This is a genomic window from Streptomyces sp. NPDC004667, assembly GCF_040609475.1.
Lineage (GTDB): Bacteria > Actinomycetota > Actinomycetes > Streptomycetales > Streptomycetaceae > Streptomyces.
Genome location: NZ_JBEXKC010000087.1, coordinates 1 through 19,090, shown reverse-complemented (window position 1 = coordinate 19,090; position 19,090 = coordinate 1). Strand labels below are relative to the sequence as shown.

Below are 19,090 nucleotides of genomic sequence, written 5' to 3'. Positions count from 1 at the left end.
CGCAGTCCGGGGTCCGCGTCACCATGTGGCGCGGACCTGACGGATGATCCGGCGGCGCAACCGCACGCGGCGGCTGCCGTCCCGGTACAGAGCCATCCGGTCGAGCTCCCAGTGGCCGTATTCCGCATGATCGGTCAACAGGCGGGTCGCCTCCTGGCGGGAGGTACCGCGAGGCACGTACACGTCGACAAATTCGTATTCCGGCATCGCATCTATTGTGCGGGCACCGGCCCGCTACGGATAGCGTCTGCACTATGTCTGATGCCGCTCTGCCCACTGTTGCCGAGGTACGCGCCGCCGCCGAGGCGGTCAAGGCCGCTCTCGACCGTCACCTCGCCGCGGTCGAGAGCAGGGTCGGGGACGAGGACCCGGCCGTCTACGCCGCCTTCAACGAACTCGCCGCCGCCGCCGAGGAGTACGACGAACTCCTCTACGACCGCTACGACGAGGTCACCCCCTTCGAGATCCCCACGCCCGAGGACGGCGTCGCGTACGCCGGCCCCGCCGAGCCCGCCGCCTTCAGCGTGCTCATCCGCCGCGACTACGCCGTCGTCGAGCCGGCCCGGCTGATCGCCCAGGCCGAACGGGTCGCCGCGCACGACCGGGACGCCGAACTCGTCGACGACGCGGGCACCGCGGGGGCGCTCGGCGTGCTCTTCGGGGAGTACGAGCCCGACGAGATCGCCTCCCGCTACAAGGAGTTCGGCCTGGAGGAAGGCGACTCCACCCTCTGGATCGCGGCGCTGGAGGAGGTCGCCGAGCCGGGGGACTGGCTGGGCTCGCCCTTCGGGCAGACCGATCCCCAGGACGTGGTGCACCGCTTCGACGTCAGTTCGGTCTTCGACGAGGACATCGAGGACATCGAGGACGAGGACTTCGACGAGGACCAGGACGAGGAGGCCGCGGCCCCGGGCCTGGCCCCGGCCTGAGCCCACCGGCCGCGGGCCGTCGCGAGCGCACGGCGCGCAGCGTCCCCGTCCCGCGCCCCCCGCCCGCCGTCGCCGGCGGGGCGGGGGCGCGGCCCTCTCCGCTACGCCTGCGGCTGCTGAGCCGCCGTCAGCGCCCGCAGCAGGCCCGTCAGACGGGTCGTACGGGGCTTCGGCAGCACCTCGGCCACCGCGCGCGGCAGCGCCTGGTCGACCCCGTGCACCACCGACAGGTGCCGCTCGGCCCGCCCGAACGCCGTGTACACCCAGTCCCGGGACAGGGCCTGCGCCGCGTCCCCCGGCAGGACGACGACCACCGCGGGCCAGCGCGCCCCGACGGCCTGGTGCGCCGTCACCGCCCAGCCGGGCCGCACCTGCGACTCCACCCGCTCCTTCGGTACGACGACCCGTACGCCCGACACGTCCAGGTGCAGCCCCTGCGCGTCGGCCGACACCACCCGGCCCGGCACGGCCCGTCCCGGCGCGGGGACGTGCACGACCCGGTCACCGGGATCGAAGCCGCCGAACCGCCCCGGGCCGGGGTTCAGCCGCTCCTTGAGGGCCGCGTTCAGCGCCCGGGTCCCCGCCGCGCCGCCGTGGCCCGGGGTGATCACCTGTACGGCGTCCGCGGGGATCCCGAAGGCGCGCGGCACCGATTCGGAGACCAGCTGCACGGTGCGGTGCACGGCCTCCCCGGCGTCGCGCACCGGGACGATGACGATCTCCTTGCCGGGGGCCTCGACCTGGTTCAGCTCCCCGACGCCGATCCCCGACACCAGCTCGCCGAGCGGGCCCGGGTCCGGCGTCCGGGACACCACCTGGGGGCAGGCGCGGGCGGCCAGCACGTCGGCGAACACCCGCCCCGGCCCGGCCGACCCGAGCACCCCGGGGTCACCGGAGAGCACCAGACGGGCCCCGTCGGGCACCGACTCCACCAGGGCGGCGGCCGTCTCCACGTCCAGCTGCGGGGCGTCCAGCACGATGAGCAGGTCGAGGTCGAAGCGGCCGTCGGCGTCCCGTCCGGGGCCCCCGTCCCCCGAGAGCAGCCCCGCCACGCCCACGGCGTCCCCGGTGGGGGCGTGCGCGGCCAGGACGGCCCGCAGGCCCAGCTTCCGGGCGGCCGCCAGCAGGGCCAGCGGCTCGGCGCGGGCGGCCTCGCCGCCGGTGTGGGTGACCAGGCCGTGTGCGGCGACCGCCCGGACCAGTTCGGCGCCGGGGCCGGAGGCCGCCTCGGACCAGTCGGCCGGGCCGCCGAAGGTGCCGGTCAGCCGGGCCAGGCCGTCGGCCAGGCTCTCCTCGGCCAGGGCGTGTTCCTCCAGGCCCACGAGGATCCGTACCGGCTGCGGCTCGTCCTCCTCGTCGCTCCCGTCGCCACCGGTGTCCGACGTGCGCGGGCCGGGCTCGCCCAGCGGTTCGTGGAACACCAGGACCGCGCCCTCCCCGATGGCCGCCTCCAGGGCCTCGGCGGGGGCCGGCACCCCGTACTGGGCCAGGGCCTTCTCCAGGACCGGGGCCTCCAGCGCGGTGTGCCCCTTGAGGGCGGCCTGGTCCAGGAGCCAGCCCAGCAGGGCCGCGCCCCGGCGCTCGTCGGCGGGACCGGCCGCGGGGCCCAGCAGGGCCTGCGCGAAGCCGTCGGCCTGCGCGGGGCGCACCCCGGGGACCGCGAGCAGCCGCCAGGGGTCCTCGGCGAGCAGGTCCGCGGCTCCCTCCCCGAGGGCCTCGGCGGCGGCCCCGGCGAGGCCCTCGGGGGCCCCGCCGCGGGTCAGCACGGCGCGCACCGCGCCGATGTCCTCGGCGGTGGGGGCGGGCGCGGCGGCGGGGGCCGCGGCGGGGCGGGGCTGCGGGGGAGCGGGGGCCGGCCGACGGGGGGTGGCGGGGGCATCGTCGAGGAAGACCGTGGAGGGCTTGGCGCCGCTCTCCACGGCCCGGACGGCGGCCAGCAGGTCGGCGGCCTTGCCGCTGAGCTTGGCGCCGGCGTCCACGGGGGCCTCGCGTTCCGCCTTGCGGCGTGCGATGCGCTCCCGCTCGATCTTCTGGGCGGCCAGCTCGGCCTGCGCTTCGGTGAGCCCGGGCGCTGCCGCTTCCGCTTCCGCGGTCTCCCCGACCTCGGCCGCCGCCCCGGCTTCGCCCGCCGCCCCGGCCGCGTCGGGCTCCTCCGCGGCCCCGTCGGCCGCGTCCTCGGCCCCGCCGGAGGGGGTCCCGTCCGGCTCGGCGTCGTGGGCGGCCGGGGTGGGCCCTGCGGGGCTTTCCCCCACCCCGCCCCTTCCCGAAACCGGGGGCTCCGCCCCCGGCCCCCCGTCCCCGTCGGCCGCGGAACCCGGGGCTCCGCCCCCGGCCCCGGCCTCGCCGGCCGGGACTTCGTCCCCCTCGCCGTCGGCGGCGGCCGGGGTGTGGGCCTCGTCGCCGGGTACGGCGGTCGGGGCGTGGGCTTCCTCGCCGTCGGCGCCGGCCGGGACTTCGCCCCCCTCGCCGTCGGCCGGTACGTCGTCGTCGCCGTCGGTGCCGGTCGGGGCGTGGGTCTCGTCGCCGGCCTCGCCGGCCGGGGCGTGGGTCTCGTCGGCGTCGGCCGGGGCCGTGGCCGGTTCCTCCGGCGCGTCGGGCGCGTCGGGTTCCCTGCCGTCGGCCCCGGCGGGGTCGGGCTCCGGGGCCACTGCGGCGGCCCCGCTCGTTTCCTCCGCGGTGGCGGGGTCGGCGGGGCCGGTGGCCTCGGGGTCCGTACTCACAGCGTGCTCCAGTCCTGGTCGGGGTAGCGGTGCACGGGCGCCGACACGTCGTCCAGAGCCCGGCAGATCTCCTCCGGAAGACTAAGGGCCTCCACCGACAGCGCCGCCCCGAGCTGCGCGGACGTCCGCGCGCCGACGATCGGGGCGACCACCCCCGGCCGGTCCCGGACCCAGGCCAGCGCCACCTGGAGCGGGGTGACGGCCAGGCCCTGCGCGGCCGTCACCACCGCGTCCACGATCCGCCCGGCGGCCTCGTCCAGGTACGGGTCCACGAAGGCGGCCAGCGACTGCGAGGCGCCCCGGGAGCCGGCCGGGGTCCCGTCCCGGTACTTGCCCGTCAGCACCCCGCGGCCCAGCGGGGAGGAGGGCAGCAGGCCGATACCGAGGTCCAGCGCGGCCGGGAGCACCTCCCGCTCCACGCCCCGCTGCAGGAGCGAGTACTCCATCTGCGTCGACGCGAGCCGGGTCCGGGTCCCGGGCGCGGCCAGCTGCCAGGTCGCCGCCTTCGCCAGTTGCCAGCCGCTGAAGTTGGAGATCCCGGCGTAGCGGGCCCGGCCGCTGCCGACGGCCAGGTCCAGCGCCTGGAGGGTCTCCTCCAGCGGGGTCGCCGGGTCGAAGGCGTGCACCTGCCACAGGTCCACGTAATCGGTGCCGAGGCGGTCCAGGGAGTCGTCCAGGGCGGCCAGCAGGTGTCCGCGCGAGCCGTCGAAGCGCCGGTCCGGGTCGGGCACGCTGCCCGCCTTGGTCGCGATGACCAGGTCCCGGCGCGGCACGAGGGAGCCCACCAGCTGCCCGAGGAGGTACTCCGCCTCCCCGCCGCCGTACACGTCGGCCGTGTCGACGAGCGTGCCGCCCGCCTCCCAGAACGTCCTCAACTGCTCGGCGGCGGCTTCCTCGCCGGTGTCACGGCCCCAGGTCAGGGTGCCGAGGCCGATCCGGGAGACGCGCAGTCCGGTGCGGCCGAGATGCCTCTGCTCCATGAGCGCTGAGACTACTGGGGCACTGCCGCGCGGCGGCCGGGCGCGCTACAGTCCCCCGCAGACCCACGTTACTGATCGGTAAAGCGGCACATCGTAAGGGGACGACACATGCGGCTCGGCATCAACCTCGGCTACTGGGGCGCGGGCATGGACGCCGACAACCTCGCCGTAGCGCAGGAGGCGGACCGCCTCGGCTACGACGTCTGCTGGGCGGCCGAAGCGTACGGCTCCGACGCGGCGACCGTGCTCGCCTGGGTGGCCGCCCAGACGGAGCGGATCGACGTCGGCTCGGCCATCTTCCAGATCCCGGCCCGCCAGCCCGCGATGACGGCGATGACGGCCGCCACCCTGGACTCCCTGACCAAGGGCCGCTTCCGGCTCGGCCTCGGCGTCTCCGGCCCGCAGGTCTCCGAGGGCTGGTACGGGGTGAAGTTCGACAAGCCCCTCGCCCGGACCCGCGAGTACGTGGAGATCGTCCGCAAGGCGATGAGCCGCGAGCGCCTCTCCTACGACGGCGCGCACTGGACCCTCCCGCTGCCGGACGGCCCCGGCAAGCCGCTCAAGCTGACCGTGCACCCCGAGCGCGAGCACATCCCGCTCTACATCGCCGCCATCGGGCCCAAGAACCTGGAGCAGACCGGCGAGATCGCCGACGGCGCCCTGCTGATCTTCCCGGCCGCCGAGCACCTGGAGGAGACGGCCCTGCGGCACATCCGCGCCGGGCGCGAGAAGGCCGGACTGACGATGGACGGCTTCGACGTCTGCCCGACCGTGCCGCTGGCCCTCGGCGAGGACGTGACCGCCCTCGCGGACGTGTTCCGCCCCTACACCGCCCTGTACGTCGGCGGCATGGGCAGTCCCAAGCAGAACTTCTACAACCAGCTCGCCCAGCGCATGGGGTACGAGAAGGAGGCCGCCGAGATCCAGGCCAAGTACCTGGGCGGCGACAAGGCCGGCGCGGCGGCCGCCGTACCGCACTCGCTGATCGACTCGACCACCCTGCTGGGCTCCGTCGAGCGGATCGCGGACGGCATGCGCGCCTACGCCGACGCCGGCGTCACCACCCTGACGCTCGCCCCCGCCGGCTTCACCCTGGACGAGCGCCTCGCCGCCCTGCGCGCCGGCACCGAGGCCCTGGAGCTCGCCGGCCTGGCCTGACGCGCGGACGCCGCCCGGGGCACGAGGAGCGGTGCGGGGGCGGCGTCCGGATCGGGGTCTGCGGCCGTGGTGGGGGCTCGGGGGTCTTCCCCGCCACGGCCGACACAGCCAACAACGCGCGGTGCGCCCCCGGGGTTACGCCCCGGGCCGCGGCGGCACGCTCGTTCATTCGGCCGAGTCGGTCGGGCCCTCGGTTGCCCGCCCGGCAGATCCGCATTTGACTCGTTCCATGCTCTCTGCCCGCAGCCTGTTCCAGGAGATCGTCGGCCACGACGACTCCTTCCAGCTGTTCTGCTCCATCGCCGCCAGCGGGGAGTCCCAGGGCGGCTGGGAGAACGCCAGGATCGCCGCCCTCGTCCCCGACGGCATGCGCGACCTCGCACCCAAGATCACCCGGCACGGCGCCGACGAGGACAAACACGGCCGGATCTTCCGGGCCCTGCTGCGCAACCGCGGCCTGGCCCCCGTCCCCGTACCACCCGAGACCGACTACACGATGCTGCTGGAGCGCCGCGGCATCGGCCTCGCGCACGACAAGCTGCGCCGCGAGGAAGCGCTGTCCGAACGGGACATCGTCGTCTACCTCGCGCACAGCCGCGTCACCGAACAGCGCGCCTCCGAGCAGATGGTCCTGCTGGTGAACCACTTCGGCGACCACCCCGAGATCGGCAAGGCCGTCCGCCAGATCAGCGGCGACGAGGACAACCACCTCGCCTACTGCCACGAGGAACTGCTGCGCCTCGCCCGCGCCGGACACGGCCGGACCATCCAGCGGGTGCTGCGCGAGAGCGCGCTCGCCGAGATCGCCGTCCACCGGGACGTCAGCCTCGCCGTCATGGCCCACATGGGCCGGCTGCTGCGCTGGCCCGCGCCCAAGGCCGCCGCGCTGGCCGCCGGCATCCGCGGGGTGTACGCGTACGAGCGCCTCGGCGGCTGGCACCGGATGGTCGGCCTGCGCCCGCCGGAGCGGCGCGACGCGCTGGGCGGCACCCCCGCCGCCGCGCGCGGCCACGCGTAGGCCGTCCCCCGCAGCCGCGCAGGCCGTCCCCCAGGCCCCCGCCGCTACAGCCAGCCGCGCCGCTTGAACATCCGGTGCAGGCCCGCGCACAGGCCCGCCATCAGCGCCAGCACCGCCGGATAGCCCCAGCCCTGCCGCAGCTCCGGCATGTGCTCGAAGTTCATCCCGTAGATCCCCGCGACCATCGTCGGGACGGCGGCCATGGCCGCCCAGGCGGAGATCTTGCGCATGTCGTCGTTCTGCCGGACGCCCATCTGCGCCAGGTGCGCGGCCAGCGCGTCCGACAGCAGCCGGTCCAGGCCCTCGATGTACTCGTTGGCCTTGGTCAGGTGGTCGGCCACGTCACGGAAGAAGGGCTGGGAGTGCTCGTGCACGAACGGCACCTGCCCGAAGGCGAGCCGGTCCATCGGCTGCAGCAGCGGGCTCGTCGCCCGGCGGAACTCCAGCACCTGCCGCTTGAAGCCGTAGATCCGCGCGGCGGTGTTCTTCGCGTCCGAGGCGTTCGGCGCGAACACCTCCGCCTCCAGCTCCTCCAGGTCCGCCTGGAGCTCTGCCGCCACCTCGATGTAGTGGTCCACCACCGCGTCCGACACGGCGTAGAGCACGGCGGTCGGCCCGTGCCGCAGCACCTGGGGCTCCTGTTCCAGCCGGTGCCGCACGGCCGTCAGAGCGGCCCCCTCGCCGTGCCGGACGGTGACCACGAACGAGTCGCCTATGAAGACCATCAGCTCGCCGGTGGTCACCGTGTCCGTGTCGTCGTCGTAGAGCACCGGCTTGAGGACCACGAACAGCGAGTCGTCGTAGACCTCCAGCTTCGGCCGCTGGTGCGCGGTCAGCGCGTCCTCCACCGCCAGCGCGTGCAGCCCGAACTCCCGGCTCACGTGATCGAACTCGCTCGCCGTCGGCTCGTGCATGCCCACCCACACGAACGCGTCACCCGAGGCCCGCGCCTCGTCGAGGGCATCGGAGAAGTCCTCCGGTGCCGCGGAGCGGCGGCCGTTCCGGTACATCGCGCAGTCGACAATCACGCCGGGCATTCTCCCCCGACCGGGGCCCACCCGTACAACGGCGGCACGGCATAGGCTTCCCCCATGGCCATGCTGATCCTCGTACGACACGGGCGGTCCACCGCCAACACCGCGGGCGTGCTCGCCGGATGGACCCCGGGGGTGACCCTGGACGACCACGGCACCACCCAGGCCGCCGCACTTCCCGGGCGGCTCGACGGGGTGCCCCTCGTGGCCGCCGTCACCAGCCCCCTCCAGCGCTGCGGCGAGACCCTCGCCCCGCTGCTCGCCGCCCGCCCCGAGCTGCCCCTGCACACCGACGAGCGCATCGGCGAATGCCACTACGGCGACTGGTCAGGCCGCAAGCTCTCCGAACTCGCCGACGAACCCCTGATGAAGATCGTCCAGCAGCACCCCTCGGCCGCCGCCTTCCCCGGCGGCGAGTCCATGCGCGCCATGCAGGCGCGCGCCGTGGACGCCGTGCGCGAGTGGAACGCCCGGATCGACGAGGAGCACGGCACCGACGCCGTCTACCTCATGTGCTCCCACGGCGACATCATCAAGTCCCTCGTCGCCGACGCCCTCGGCATGCACCTCGACCTCTTCCAGCGGATCCACGTCGACCCCTGCTCGGTCACCGCGATCCGCTACACCCCCACCAGGCCCTTCCTGCTGCGCCTCGGCGACACCGGGGATCTCTCGCCCCTTGTCCCGCGCAGCGCCCCGTCCCCCGACACCACGACCGAGGACGGCGGGAACGCCGTCGTGGGCGGCGGCGCGGGCGCGGCCTGATCGAACGGCGCAGTAGGGTGGCATGGCGCCCCCGCACGGGCGCAGCCCTGCCCTGCCTCAGACTTGGAGACCGGTCGTGTCCCGTCAGGTGTTCCTTTACGACCCGCCGGACCGCTTCGTGGCCGGCACGGTCGGTCTGCCTGGACGCCGTACGTTCTTCCTGCAGGCCTCCGCGGGAGCCCGGGTCACCAGCGTCTCCCTGGAGAAGACCCAGGTCGCCGCACTGGCCGAGCGGATGGACGAGCTGCTCGACGAGGTCGTCCGGCGTACCGGCGGCAACGCGCCCGTCCCCGCCGTCGCCTCCACCGAGGCCGCGGACACCGCCCCCCTCGACGTCCCCGTCGAGGAGGAGTTCCGCGTCGGCACCATGGCGCTCGCCTGGGACGGCGAGGAGCAGCGGATGATCGTCGAGGCCCAGGCCCTCGTCGAACTCGACGCCGAGTCCGACGAGGACCTCGCCGAGGCCGAGGAGCGGCTCCTCCAGGACGAGGAGAACGGCCCGCCGATGCTGCGCGTGCGCCTCTCCGGCGCCCAGGCCCGCGCCTTCGCCAAGCGGGCCCTCGACGTGGTCAACGCGGGCCGCCCCCCGTGCCCCCTGTGCAGTCTGCCGCTCGACCCCGAGGGACACGTGTGCCCGCGCCAGAACGGGTACCGGCGCCAGGTGTGAGCGCCGTGACCCCGATCGAGGAGCTGCTCACCCGCGGTGAGCTCACCGTCCGCGGCCGCATCGCCGAGGCCTCCAACGCCGTACTGCTGTGCACGGTGGCCCACGAGGGCACGAGCGCGGACTGCGTCTACAAGCCGGTCAAGGGCGAGCGCCCGCTGTGGGACTTCCCCGACGGCAACCTCGCCCGCCGCGAGCGCGCCGCCTACCTGGTCTCCGAGGCGACCGGGTGGGGGCTCGTCCCCGCGACGGTCCTGCGCGACGGCCCGTACGGCGAGGGGATGGTCCAGCACTGGATCGACGCCGGAGAATCGCCGGAGGCCGGGCTCCTCGCGCTCGTCGAGGGCGAGGAGGCGGGGGAGGGCTGGAAGCCGGTCGCCCTCGCCGAGGTGGGGGAGGGCCGCACCGCCCTGCTGGTGCACGCCGACGACCCCCGGCTGCGGCGCCTCGCCGTACTCGACGCGGTGATCAACAACGGCGACCGCAAGGGCGGTCACCTGCTGCCCGCCCCCGACGGCCGGCTCTACGGCATCGACCACGGTGTGACCTTCCACGCCGAGGACAAGCTGCGCACCCTGCTGTGGGGCTGGGCGGGGGAGCCGCTCACCGACGAGGCCCGGCGGGTGCTGGGCTCCCTGGAGGCCCAGCTGGCCGAGGGGGGCCCGCTGGCCACCCGGCTGGCCGAACTGATCACCCCGGCCGAGCTGGGCGCCGTACGGGCCCGTGTGGCCCTGCTGCTGCGCAACGGGACGCACCCGAAGCCCTCCGGACAGTGGCCGGCGATCCCCTGGCCACCCGTCTGAGCGGCCACGACCCGCGAGGCACAGAACCGGCCAGACCGCAAGACGGCCGATCAAGCCAACACTGATGCTCCGGTTCGTTTCCGGAACACTCGTCCGGTTAGGCTCGATGCATGCATGCCTGGCCCGCTTCTGAGGTCCCCGCCCTGCCCGGCAAGGGCCGCGACCTCCAGATCCACGACACCGCGACCCAGGGGACGGTCACCCTCGACCCCGGTCCCGTCGCCCGTATCTACGTCTGCGGGATCACCCCGTACGACGCGACCCACATCGGTCACGCGGCGACCTACAACGCGTTCGACCTCGTGCAGCGCGTGTGGCTCGACAACAAGCGGCAGGTTCACTACGTCCAGAACGTCACGGACGTGGACGACCCGCTCCTGGAGCGGGCGCTGCGCGACGGCCACGACTGGACCGAGCTCGCGGAACGCGAGACCGCCCTCTTCCGCGAGGACATGACCGCCCTGCGGATGCTGCCCCCGCGGAACTACATCGGCGCCGTCGAGGCCATACCCGGCATCGTGCCGCTGGTCGAGCGGCTGCGCGACGCGGGTGCCGCCTACGAGCTCGACGGGGACGTCTACTTCTCCGTGGAGTCCGACCCGCACTTCGGCGGGGTCTCCAACCTCGACGTCCAGGCGATGCGGCTGCTGTCCGCCGAGCGGGGCGGGGACCCGGACCGTCCGGGCAAGAAGAACCCCCTCGACCCGATGCTGTGGATGGCCGCACGGCCCGGCGAGCCGAGCTGGGACGGCGGCTCCCTGGGCCGCGGCCGCCCCGGCTGGCACATCGAGTGCGTCGCCATCGCCCTGGACCACCTGGGCATGGGCTTCGACATCCAGGGCGGCGGCTCCGACCTGGCCTTCCCGCACCACGAGATGGGCGCCTCGCACGCGCAGGCCCTGACGGGCGAGTTCCCGATGGCCAAGGCCTACGTCCACGCGGGCATGGTCGCGCTGCACGGCGAGAAGATGTCCAAGTCCAAGGGCAACCTGGTCTTCGTCTCCGCGCTGCGCCGGGCCGGCGTCGACCCGGCCGCCATCCGGCTGGCCCTCCTCGCCCACCACTACCGGGCCGACTGGGAGTGGACCGACGAGGTCCTCGCCGAGGCCGTGGCCCGGCTGGAGCGGTGGCGCGCGGCGGTCTCCCGGCCGGACGGCCTGCCGGCGGACGCCCTCGTCGAAGAGGTCCGCGAGGCCCTCTCGAAGGACCTGGACGCCCCGGCCGCGCTCGCGGCCGTGGACCGGTGGGTGGACGCGCAGAACGCCTCGGACGGCGACGACGAGTCCGCCCCGGGCCTGGTCTCCCGCACGGTCGACGCCCTCCTGGGCGTGGCCCTCTAGGCCCTGGCGGTACACACGCGAGCGCGCCCCCGGCAGGATGCCGGGGGCGCGCTCTGCCGTTCCACGGCTCACCGCACGAGGGTCACCGGCGGATGCCGGGGGACGTGGCGTCCTCCCGGCCCGGGGTGCCCGCCGGCCCGGGGGCCGCTAGGACCCCTCGCCGTCCTCGCCGCTGTCGCCCCCGTCCGGTCCGCCGGGGCCGTCCTGGTCCGCCGGGCCGTCCGGCTTCGGCTTCGCCGGGGGCCGCGGGCCGCCCGACAGGTCGCGGAAGTAGGAGCCCGTGTCGGCGGCCGTCTCCGGACCCGCCGACGGATCCCGCCGCCTCAGGTACCGCTCGAACTCCCGCGCGATCGCGTCCCCCGAGGCCTCCGGCAGGTCGGCGGTGTCCCGCGCCTCCTCCAGCGTCTGGACGTACTCCGCCACCTCGCTGTCCTCGGCGGCCAGTTGGTCCACGCCCAGCTGCCAGGCCCGCGCGTCCTCCGGGAGTTCGCCCAGCGGGATCCGGATGTCGATCAGGTCCTCCAGCCGGTTCAGCAGCGCCAGCGTCGCCTTGGGGTTCGGCGGCTGCGACACGTAGTGCGGCACCGCCGCCCACAGCGACACCGCCGGCATCCCGGCATGGGTGCAGGCCTCCTGCAGGACGCCCACGATCCCGGTCGGACCCTCGTACTTGGTCTCCTCCAGGTCCATCGTCCGCGCGAGGTCCGCGTCCGAGGTCACCCCGCTCACCGGAACCGGCCGGGTGTGCGGGGTGTCCCCGAGCAGCGCGCCCAGGATGACCACCATCTCCACGCCCAGCTCCACCGCGAAGCCGAGGATCTCCTCGCAGAACGACCGCCACCGCATGGACGGTTCGATGCCCCGCACCAGCACCAGGTCCCGCGGCTTCGCGCCGCCGATCCGGACCACCGACAGCCGCGTCGTGGGCCAGGTGATCTTCCTTACCCCGTTGTCCAGCCACACCGTCGGCCGGTTGACCTGGAAGTCGTAGTAGTCCTCGGCGTCCAGCGCCGCGAAGACCTCGCCCTTCCACTCCCGGTCCAGGTGCGCCACCGCACCGGAGGCGGCGTCACCCGCGTCGTTCCAGCCCTCGAACGCGGCCACCATGACCGGGTCGATCAGCTCGGGCACGCCCTCAAGCTCGATCACCCAGGTCTCCTTCCGAAGTTCCCTTGCGTACGTGGGCCAGCCTAAGCCTTGATGAGGCACCGGCCACAGCCCACGACAGAGGGGCGGTTCCCCTCGGAACCGCCCCTCTTCCCCACCTGCGGGACAGCTATGCCTTGCGGCCCAGCATCTCCTCGACCCGGGTCCGTACGGCCTCGTCGTCCAGGCCGCGGACCGTCACCGTGGTACGGCGGCGCAGCACGTCGTCGACCGTCTCGGCCCACTCGTGGTCACGGGCGTAGGCGACCTGCGCCCAGATCTCCGGACCGTCCGGGTGGATCCGCTCGGCCAGCTCCGGGTCCTCGTTCGCCAGACGGGCGATGTCGAAGGCCAGCGAGCCGTAGTGCGAGGCCAGGTGACGGGCGGTCAGCGGGTCCATCCGGTTGCCGGGCTCACGGTCCACCAGCAGCCGGTGCGCGACCGCGTTCGGGTTGGCGACGCCGGGCAGCGCGATGCGGCGCACCAGCGACTTCACCGGCTCCATGTCCTCGGTGAGCGGGCTGCCGGGCAGCTTGGCCAGCTTGTCCATGACCACACGGCCGATGTGCCGGTACGTGGTCCACTTGCCGCCGGCCACCGACAGCATGCCGCCCGCGCCCTCGGAGACCACCGTCTCGCGCTTGGCCTTCTCGACGCCGCCGGGGCCGCCGGGCAGCACCCGCAGGCCGGCGAAGGCGTACGTCATCAGGGAGCGGTCGAGGTCGGCGTCCTTCACCGAGAAGGCCGCCTCGTCGAGGATCTGCTGGATGTCCGACTCGGTGGCGCGCACGTCCGCCGGGTCGCCCTCGTAGACCTCGTCGGTCGTACCGAGGAGCAGCTGGTCCTCCCACGGGAGGGCGAAGGTGATGCGGTACTTGTCGATCGGGGTGGCCATGGCGGCCTTCCACGGCGACTTGCGCTTCATGACGATGTGCGCGCCCTTGGACAGGCGGATCGACGGCATCGCGTGCTTGTCTTCCATGCGCCGCAGGTGGTCCACCCACGGGCCGGTGGCGTTGAGCACGACGCGCGCGTCGACCCCGAACTCGGTGCCGTCGAGGCGGTCCTTGAGCTCGGCACCGGAGACCCGGCCGCGCGTCATGCGCAGGCCGGTGACCTCGGCGTGGTTCAGGACGACCGCGCCGGACTCGACGGCCGCGCGGACCGTCATGACGGCGACGCGGGAGTCGTTCATCTGGTGGTCGTAGTAGACCGCGACGGCCTTCAGGTTGTCCGTCTTGAGACCGGGGTTGTCGGCGACGGCGCGGGCCGGCGAGATGACCTTGCCGATCCCGTCGCCGAAGGCCGAGAGCGCCGAGTACGCGAACACGCCCGCGCCCAGCTTCGCCGCGCCGACCGGACCGCCCTTGTACACGGGCAGGTAGAAGGTCAGCGGGTTGACCAGGTGCGGGGCCACGTCCTTGGCCAGCACCCGGCGCTCGTGGTGGTTCTCGGCGACCAGCTTGACCGCGCCGGTCTGCAGGTAGCGCAGACCGCCGTGGACGAGCTTGGAGGAGGCGGAGGAGGTGGCGCCGGCGAAGTCGCCGGCGTCCACCATGGCGACCCGCAGACCCGACTGCGCGGCGTGCCAGGCCACCGAGGTGCCCAGGATGCCACCGCCGATGACGAGCAGGTCGTAGGTGGCCTTCGACAGCTGCTCACGGGTTTCGGCGCGGCTCGGGTTCGAACCGGCGGTCGGGTGCGTTCCCAGGGCGGGAACGCTCTGCAGGGTGCTCATATCTCTTTCAGCTCCTCGTCGATTGACTCAGCTGGTGCGGTCAGCTGGCGTCTTCGTCGTCGACCCAGCCCATGGACCGCTCCACGGCCTTGAGCCAGCTCTTGTACTCGCGGTCCCGCTGCTCGGCGGGCATGCGCGGGGTCCACTCCGCCGCGCGGCGCCAGTTGGCGCGCAGGGCGTCGGTGTCGGGCCAGAAGCCGACGGCCAGGCCGGCGGCGTAGGCGGCGCCGAGGCAGGTGGTCTCCGCGACCATGGGACGGACCACGGGGGCGTCCACGAAGTCGGAGAGGGTCTGCATCAGCAGGTTGTTGGAGGTCATGCCGCCGTCGACCTTCAGCGCCGCGAGCTCGACGCCCGAGTCCTTGGTCATGGCGTCGGTGATCTCGCGGGTCTGCCAGGCGGTGGCCTCCAGGACGGCACGGGCGATGTGCGCCTTGGTGACGTACCGGGTCAGACCGGCGATCACACCGCGGGCGTCGGAGCGCCAGTACGGGGCGAAGAGGCCGGAGAAGGCCGGCACGAAGTACGCGCCGCCGTTGTCCTCGACCGAGAGCGCGAGGGTCTCGATCTCGGCCGCGGTCTTGATCATGCCCATCTGGTCGCGCATCCACTGGACGAGCGAGCCGGTGACGGCGATGGAGCCCTCCAGGGCGTAGACCGGCTTCTGGTCGCCGATCTGGTAGCCGACCGTGGTCAGCAGGCCGCTGTAGGAGTTGATGACCTTGTCGCCGGTGTTCATCAGCATGAACGTGCCGGTGCCGTACGTGGACTTGGCCTCGCCCTCGGCGAAACAGGTCTGGCCGAACAGGGCTGCCTGCTGGTCACCGAGCGCCGAGGCGACCGGGACGCCGGCGAGGACGCCCTCCTTGACGTGGCCGTAGACCTCGGCGGAGGACTTGATCTCCGGGAGGACGTTGAGCGGGACGCCCATGGACTCGGCGATCTTGTCGTCCCAGGCCAGGGTGTGCAGGTTCATCAGCATGGTGCGCGAGGCGTTGGTGACGTCGGTGACGTGCGTACCGCCCTCGGCGCCGCCCGTGAGGTTCCAGATGACCCACGAGTCCATGGTGCCGAAGAGGATGTCGCCGGCCTCGGCGCGCTCGCGCAGGCCCTCGACGTTGTCGAGCAGCCAGCGGACCTTCGGACCCGCGAAGTAGCTCGCCAGCGGCAGGCCGGTCTCGCGGCGGAAGCGGTCCTGGCCGACGTTGCGGCCGAGCTCCTTGCACAGGGCGTCGGTGCGGGTGTCCTGCCAGACCAGCGCGTTGTGCACCGGCTCGCCGGTGTTCTTGTCCCACAGGACGGTGGTCTCGCGCTGGTTGGTGATGCCGACCGCCTTGACGTCGGCGGCGGTGATCTCGGCCTTGGCGATGGCTCCGGCGACGACCTCCTGGACGTTGGTCCAGATCTCGGTGGCGTCGTGCTCGACCCAGCCCGGCTTCGGGAAGATCTGCTCGTGCTCCTTCTGGTCGACGGCGACGATGCGGCCGTCGCGGTCGAAGACGATGCAGCGGGAGGAGGTGGTGCCCTGGTCGATCGCGGCGATGAAGGGGCCGGTGCTGCTGGTCATGGTGGCTGCTCCTGGCAGATCTGTTGGGTTGGCGGAATCAGGAGGGCGGTGCGGATCTTGCGATCTTGCCGATGCTGATCAGGCGAACGCGATGTTGTACAGACCACCGGCGAGGGCGGCACCGACGAGCGGGCCGACGACCGGGATCCAGGAGTACCCCCAGTCCGAACCGCCCTTGTTGGGCAGCGGGAGCAGGGCGTGGACGATGCGCGGACCGAGGTCGCGCACCGGGTTGATGGCGTAGCCGGTCGGACCGCCCAGCGAGAGGCCGATGCCGACGACCACGAACGAGGTGATCAGGACGCCGATGACACCGAGCCCCTTGCCGTCGCCCTGGAGGCCCTGGGTCAGGATGGCCAGCACCAGGACGGCGGTACCGATGATCTCGGTCGCGAGGTTCTGCACGACATTACGGATCTCGGGGCCCGTGGAGAAGATGCCGAGCACCGGACCGGCCGTGTCGTGCGGGTGCGGGTCCTCGGGACCGAGCTTCGCGTCGCGGATGTGCTCCGGGTCGGACAGGTGCACGAGGAACTGGCCGTAGTACGTGATCCACATCAGGACCGCGCCGATCATGGCGCCGAGGAGCTGGCCGGCGAGGTAGACCGGGACGTCGCCCCACTCGCCGGTCTTGACGGCGATGCCGACGGTGACCGCCGGGTTGAGGTGCGCGCCGGAGAGCGGTGCGGAGACGTAGGCGGCGATCAGGACGGCGAAACCCCAGCCGAAGGTGATCGCGAGCCAGCCCGCGTTGCGGGCCTTGGAGCTCTTGAGCGTGACGGCGGCGCAGACGCCACCACCGAGCAGAGTGAGCAGGGCGGTACCTATGGTCTCGCCGATGAAGATGTCGGAGCTGGACACCCGCGACTCCTTTGTCTTACGTCCAGGGGTGGGCGGACACCGGGTCCCTCCGGTGGTCCACGCACTCGGTGAGTGCTGCACCGGTCCTTGGCCTCGCCATAGCCTAACGCGTATTGCCGGTAGGTGTTCGACAATGCCGACCGATGAACGGCAGTTTTCCGCCTGGGTGAAGAACGCGTCAAGGCCTGGCCAGGTCAAAGAACCGGATCGTTACCACTAGGTACGATCAGCCAAATTCAGCCATTGGGTGATCGGTAAAAGACAAAATCCACCCAAACGGCACACGGTGTGGCCGCTGGGTGGATCAGGTGGATCAGGTCAAGCTCAGAACCGGCCCGCCCCGAGGTCGCGCGAAACCGACCGCGCGCAGTCCCGTACGGAGGCCACGAGCGCCGCCCGCGGCTCCCCGGAGTCCCCGCAGACCCGTTCCACGGCCCCCGCCACGGCGACGGCACCCACGGGCATCCGCCGCCGGTCGTGGATCGGCGCCGCCACCGAGGCGATGCCCTCCCACGTCTCCTCGACGTCCGCGGCCCAGCCCCGCGCCCGCGTCAGGTCCAGGACCTCCTCGAAACCCGCGGCGTCGGTGACCGTACGCGGGGTGAACGCCTCCCGCTCCGCCTCCACGGCCTCCGTGTGCGCCACGGGGTCGTAGGCCGACAGGACCTTGCCCAGCGCCGTGGAGTGCAGCGGCTGCATCGCCCCCACCTCCAGCACTTGACGGCTGTCGTCCGGCCGGAACACGTGGTGCATGATCAGCACCCCGCTCTTGTGCAGCACCCCCACGTACACGCTCTCGCCGCTCGCCCGGGCCAGGTCGTCCGTCCAGACCAGCGCGCGGGCGCGCAGCTCGTGCACGTCCAGGTAGCTGTTGCCCAGGCGCAGCAGCTCCGCGCCCAGCTGATAGCGGCCCGAGGCCGCGTCCTGCTCCACGAAGCCCTCGGCCTGCAGCGTGCGCAGGATCCCGTGCGCCGTGCCCTTGGCCAGGCCCAGGGAGGACGCCACGTCCGAGAGACCCAGCCGGCGTTCCCCGCCCGCCAGGAGCCGCAGCATCGCAGCGGCTCGTTCGAGCGACTGGATGTTCCGTGCCATCGCGCAGCCTCCTGCTGACGTAGTTCGACAATGCTGAACAGTATCGGTCGATGCCGACCTTGTGCAGGGACGGGTGATTTCCGGCGCGCCGCGCCGCACCGTCCTCCGTCCGGGCCCCGCGCACAGAATGCAGTCCGCCACGTGGGACGACCGCACCGGGTCCGGTGCGGCGCGGTTACCCTGACCGCGTGCACCCTTGACACCGAGGGGGTGCAAAGCCGACAGCCGTCGCATCCCAGGGAGCTCAACCATGGCCTCGTTGCCGAACCCGCCCGCTGACACCCAGACCCGGGCCGATGCCCTCCGGGAGGCGCTCGCGACCCGCGTGGTCGTCGCCGACGGAGCCATGGGAACGATGCTCCAGGCGCAGGACCCCACGATGGAGGACTTCCAGCAGCTCGAAGGCTGCAACGAGGTCCTGAACGTGACCCGCCCCGACATCGTGCGCTCCGTACACGAGGCCTATTACTCGGTGGGCGTGGACTGCGTCGAGACCAACACCTTCGGCGCGAACTACGCCGCCCTCGCCGAGTACGACATCCCCGAGCGGAACTTCGAGCTCTCCGAGGCCGGCGCCCGGATCGCCCGCGAGGTCGCGGACGAGTTCACCGCCTCGACCGGACAGCAGCGCTGGGTGCTCGGCTCCATCGGCCCCGGCACCAAGCTCCCCACCCTCGGCCACATCACCTACGCGCAGATCCGCGACGCCTACCAGATCAACGCCGAGGGCCTGATCTCCGGCGGCGCGGACGCCCTCCTGGTGGAGACCACCCAGGACCTCCTCCAGACCAAGTCCTCGATCATCGGCGCCCGCCGCGCGATGGAGGCCCTCGGCGTGAGCGTCCCGCTGATCTGCTCCGTCACGGTCGAGACCACCGGCACGATGCTGCTGGGTTCGGAGATCGGGGCCGCGCTGACGGCGCTGGAGCCGCTGGGCATCGACATGATCGGTCTGAACTGCGCGACGGGTCCCGCCGAGATGAGCGAGCACCTGCGCTATCTGGCGCGCAATGCCCGTATCCCGCTCTCGTGCATGCCGAATGCGGGTCTGCCGGTGCTGACGAAGCAGGGTGCGCACTATCCGCTGTCCGCTGCGGAGCTGGCGGACGCGCAGGAGACGTTCGTGCGTGAGTACGGTCTCTCCCTGGTCGGTGGCTGCTGCGGTACGACGCCGGAGCACCTGCGGCAGGTGGTGGAGCGGGTCCGGGGCACGGCGATCACGGCGCGCACGCCGCAGCCGGAGCCGGGTGCGGCTTCGCTCTATCAGACGGTGCC

Annotated in this window: 17 protein-coding genes; 8 read left to right on the top strand and 9 right to left on the bottom strand. The window is 73.0% G+C overall.

Annotated features, from left to right (window positions below; all coding sequences use genetic code 11):
• Window positions 1-18: 18 nt before the first annotated feature.
• Window positions 19-207, bottom strand: a complete 189-nt coding sequence (locus ABZW32_RS32635) for a DUF5703 family protein (protein WP_356223034.1) — start codon at window positions 205-207, stop codon at window positions 19-21.
• A 47-nt stretch (window positions 208-254) separates the two neighbouring features.
• Between ABZW32_RS32635 and ABZW32_RS32630 the strand changes: the two genes are divergently transcribed.
• Window positions 255-929 carry a hypothetical protein gene (locus ABZW32_RS32630; RefSeq protein ID WP_356223031.1) on the top strand — a complete coding sequence of 225 codons (675 nt, stop codon included), beginning with the start codon at window positions 255-257 and terminating at the stop codon, window positions 927-929.
• Between the two features lie 101 nt (window positions 930-1,030).
• Here the strand turns inward: ABZW32_RS32630 and ABZW32_RS32625 are convergent, their stop codons facing one another.
• Both ABZW32_RS32625 and ABZW32_RS32620 read right to left on the bottom strand, forming a co-directional pair.
• Window positions 1,031-3,649: a helix-hairpin-helix domain-containing protein gene (locus tag ABZW32_RS32625; protein WP_356223028.1), complete on the bottom strand. Its 2,619-nt coding sequence runs from the start codon at window positions 3,647-3,649 to the stop codon at window positions 1,031-1,033.
• Entirely contained in the window at window positions 3,646-4,629 is a 984-nt protein-coding gene (locus ABZW32_RS32620) for an aldo/keto reductase (protein WP_356223025.1), read from the bottom strand. The genes ABZW32_RS32625 and ABZW32_RS32620 overlap by 4 nt, the downstream gene beginning before the upstream one ends.
• 108 nt (window positions 4,630-4,737) lie before the next feature.
• Between ABZW32_RS32620 and ABZW32_RS32615 the strand changes: the two genes are divergently transcribed.
• Window positions 4,738-5,787 (top strand): LLM class F420-dependent oxidoreductase, encoded by a 1,050-nt coding sequence (locus ABZW32_RS32615; protein ID WP_356223022.1) that lies wholly within the window; start codon window positions 4,738-4,740, stop codon window positions 5,785-5,787.
• 229 nt (window positions 5,788-6,016) lie between these two features.
• Complete coding sequence (locus tag ABZW32_RS32610) at window positions 6,017-6,805, top strand: ferritin-like domain-containing protein (protein ID WP_356223019.1); 789 nt, start codon at window positions 6,017-6,019, stop codon at window positions 6,803-6,805.
• 44 nt (window positions 6,806-6,849) lie between these two features.
• Here ABZW32_RS32610 and ABZW32_RS32605 read toward each other — a convergent pair whose 3' ends face one another.
• Window positions 6,850-7,842, bottom strand: a complete 993-nt coding sequence (locus tag ABZW32_RS32605) for a magnesium and cobalt transport protein CorA (RefSeq protein WP_356223016.1) — start codon at window positions 7,840-7,842, stop codon at window positions 6,850-6,852.
• Between the two features lie 54 nt (window positions 7,843-7,896).
• On the opposite strand from ABZW32_RS32605, the gene ABZW32_RS32600 reads away from it, so the two are divergent.
• The 4 genes from ABZW32_RS32600 (at window position 7,897) to mshC (ending at window position 11,411) form a co-directional block, all read left to right on the top strand.
• On the top strand, window positions 7,897-8,604 hold the full coding sequence (locus ABZW32_RS32600) for a histidine phosphatase family protein (protein WP_356223014.1): 708 nt from the start codon (window positions 7,897-7,899) through the stop codon (window positions 8,602-8,604).
• 76 nt (window positions 8,605-8,680) lie between these two features.
• On the top strand, window positions 8,681-9,271 hold the full coding sequence (locus tag ABZW32_RS32595; RefSeq protein WP_356223011.1) for a DUF3090 domain-containing protein: 591 nt from the start codon (window positions 8,681-8,683) through the stop codon (window positions 9,269-9,271).
• 5 nt (window positions 9,272-9,276) lie between these two features.
• Window positions 9,277-10,071, top strand: a complete 795-nt coding sequence (locus tag ABZW32_RS32590; protein WP_356223008.1) for an SCO1664 family protein — start codon at window positions 9,277-9,279, stop codon at window positions 10,069-10,071.
• 110 nt (window positions 10,072-10,181) lie between these two features.
• The gene (gene mshC / locus ABZW32_RS32585; RefSeq protein WP_356223006.1) at window positions 10,182-11,411 is read left to right on the top strand and encodes a cysteine--1-D-myo-inosityl 2-amino-2-deoxy-alpha-D-glucopyranoside ligase; all 1,230 of its coding nucleotides are present in this window, start codon (window positions 10,182-10,184) and stop codon (window positions 11,409-11,411) included.
• A 147-nt stretch (window positions 11,412-11,558) separates the two neighbouring features.
• Here mshC and ABZW32_RS32580 read toward each other — a convergent pair whose 3' ends face one another.
• The 5 genes from ABZW32_RS32580 to ABZW32_RS32560 form a co-directional block, all read right to left on the bottom strand.
• Entirely contained in the window at window positions 11,559-12,560 is a 1,002-nt protein-coding gene (locus ABZW32_RS32580; RefSeq protein ID WP_356223003.1) for a PAC2 family protein, read from the bottom strand.
• Between the two features lie 127 nt (window positions 12,561-12,687).
• Window positions 12,688-14,295, bottom strand: a complete 1,608-nt coding sequence (locus ABZW32_RS32575) for a glycerol-3-phosphate dehydrogenase/oxidase (protein ID WP_356223000.1) — start codon at window positions 14,293-14,295, stop codon at window positions 12,688-12,690.
• 40 nt (window positions 14,296-14,335) lie between these two features.
• Window positions 14,336-15,862, bottom strand: a complete 1,527-nt coding sequence (gene glpK, locus ABZW32_RS32570; protein WP_280920857.1) for a glycerol kinase GlpK — start codon at window positions 15,860-15,862, stop codon at window positions 14,336-14,338.
• A gap of 78 nt (window positions 15,863-15,940) precedes the next feature.
• Window positions 15,941-16,723: an MIP/aquaporin family protein gene (locus ABZW32_RS32565; RefSeq protein ID WP_356222998.1), complete on the bottom strand. Its 783-nt coding sequence runs from the start codon at window positions 16,721-16,723 to the stop codon at window positions 15,941-15,943.
• A gap of 324 nt (window positions 16,724-17,047) precedes the next feature.
• On the bottom strand, window positions 17,048-17,815 hold the full coding sequence (locus tag ABZW32_RS32560; protein ID WP_356222995.1) for an IclR family transcriptional regulator: 768 nt from the start codon (window positions 17,813-17,815) through the stop codon (window positions 17,048-17,050).
• 250 nt (window positions 17,816-18,065) lie between these two features.
• On the opposite strand from ABZW32_RS32560, the gene ABZW32_RS32555 reads away from it, so the two are divergent.
• The coding region (locus tag ABZW32_RS32555; RefSeq protein WP_356222993.1) for a homocysteine S-methyltransferase family protein at window positions 18,066-19,090 on the top strand (1,025 nt) is incomplete at its 3' end.

Bases quoted from the DNA above. Each gene is read 5' to 3' on its own strand.
- ABZW32_RS32620 (WP_356223025.1), bottom strand. From the start codon at position 4,629: ATGGAGCAGAGGCATCTCGGCCGCACCGGACTGCGCGTCTCCCGGATC.
- ABZW32_RS32615 (WP_356223022.1), top strand. From the start codon at position 4,738: ATGCGGCTCGGCATCAACCTCGGCTACTGGGGCGCGGGCATGGACGCC.
- glpK (WP_280920857.1), bottom strand. From the start codon at position 15,862: ATGACCAGCAGCACCGGCCCCTTCATCGCCGCGATCGACCAGGGCACC.
- ABZW32_RS32610 (WP_356223019.1), top strand. From the start codon at position 6,017: ATGCTCTCTGCCCGCAGCCTGTTCCAGGAGATCGTCGGCCACGACGAC.
- ABZW32_RS32635 (WP_356223034.1), bottom strand. From the start codon at position 207: ATGCCGGAATACGAATTTGTCGACGTGTACGTGCCTCGCGGTACCTCC.
- mshC (WP_356223006.1), top strand. From the start codon at position 10,182: ATGCATGCCTGGCCCGCTTCTGAGGTCCCCGCCCTGCCCGGCAAGGGC.
- ABZW32_RS32575 (WP_356223000.1), bottom strand. From the start codon at position 14,295: ATGAGCACCCTGCAGAGCGTTCCCGCCCTGGGAACGCACCCGACCGCC.
- ABZW32_RS32630 (WP_356223031.1), top strand. From the start codon at position 255: ATGTCTGATGCCGCTCTGCCCACTGTTGCCGAGGTACGCGCCGCCGCC.
- ABZW32_RS32560 (WP_356222995.1), bottom strand. From the start codon at position 17,815: ATGGCACGGAACATCCAGTCGCTCGAACGAGCCGCTGCGATGCTGCGG.
- ABZW32_RS32605 (WP_356223016.1), bottom strand. From the start codon at position 7,842: ATGCCCGGCGTGATTGTCGACTGCGCGATGTACCGGAACGGCCGCCGC.
- ABZW32_RS32600 (WP_356223014.1), top strand. From the start codon at position 7,897: ATGGCCATGCTGATCCTCGTACGACACGGGCGGTCCACCGCCAACACC.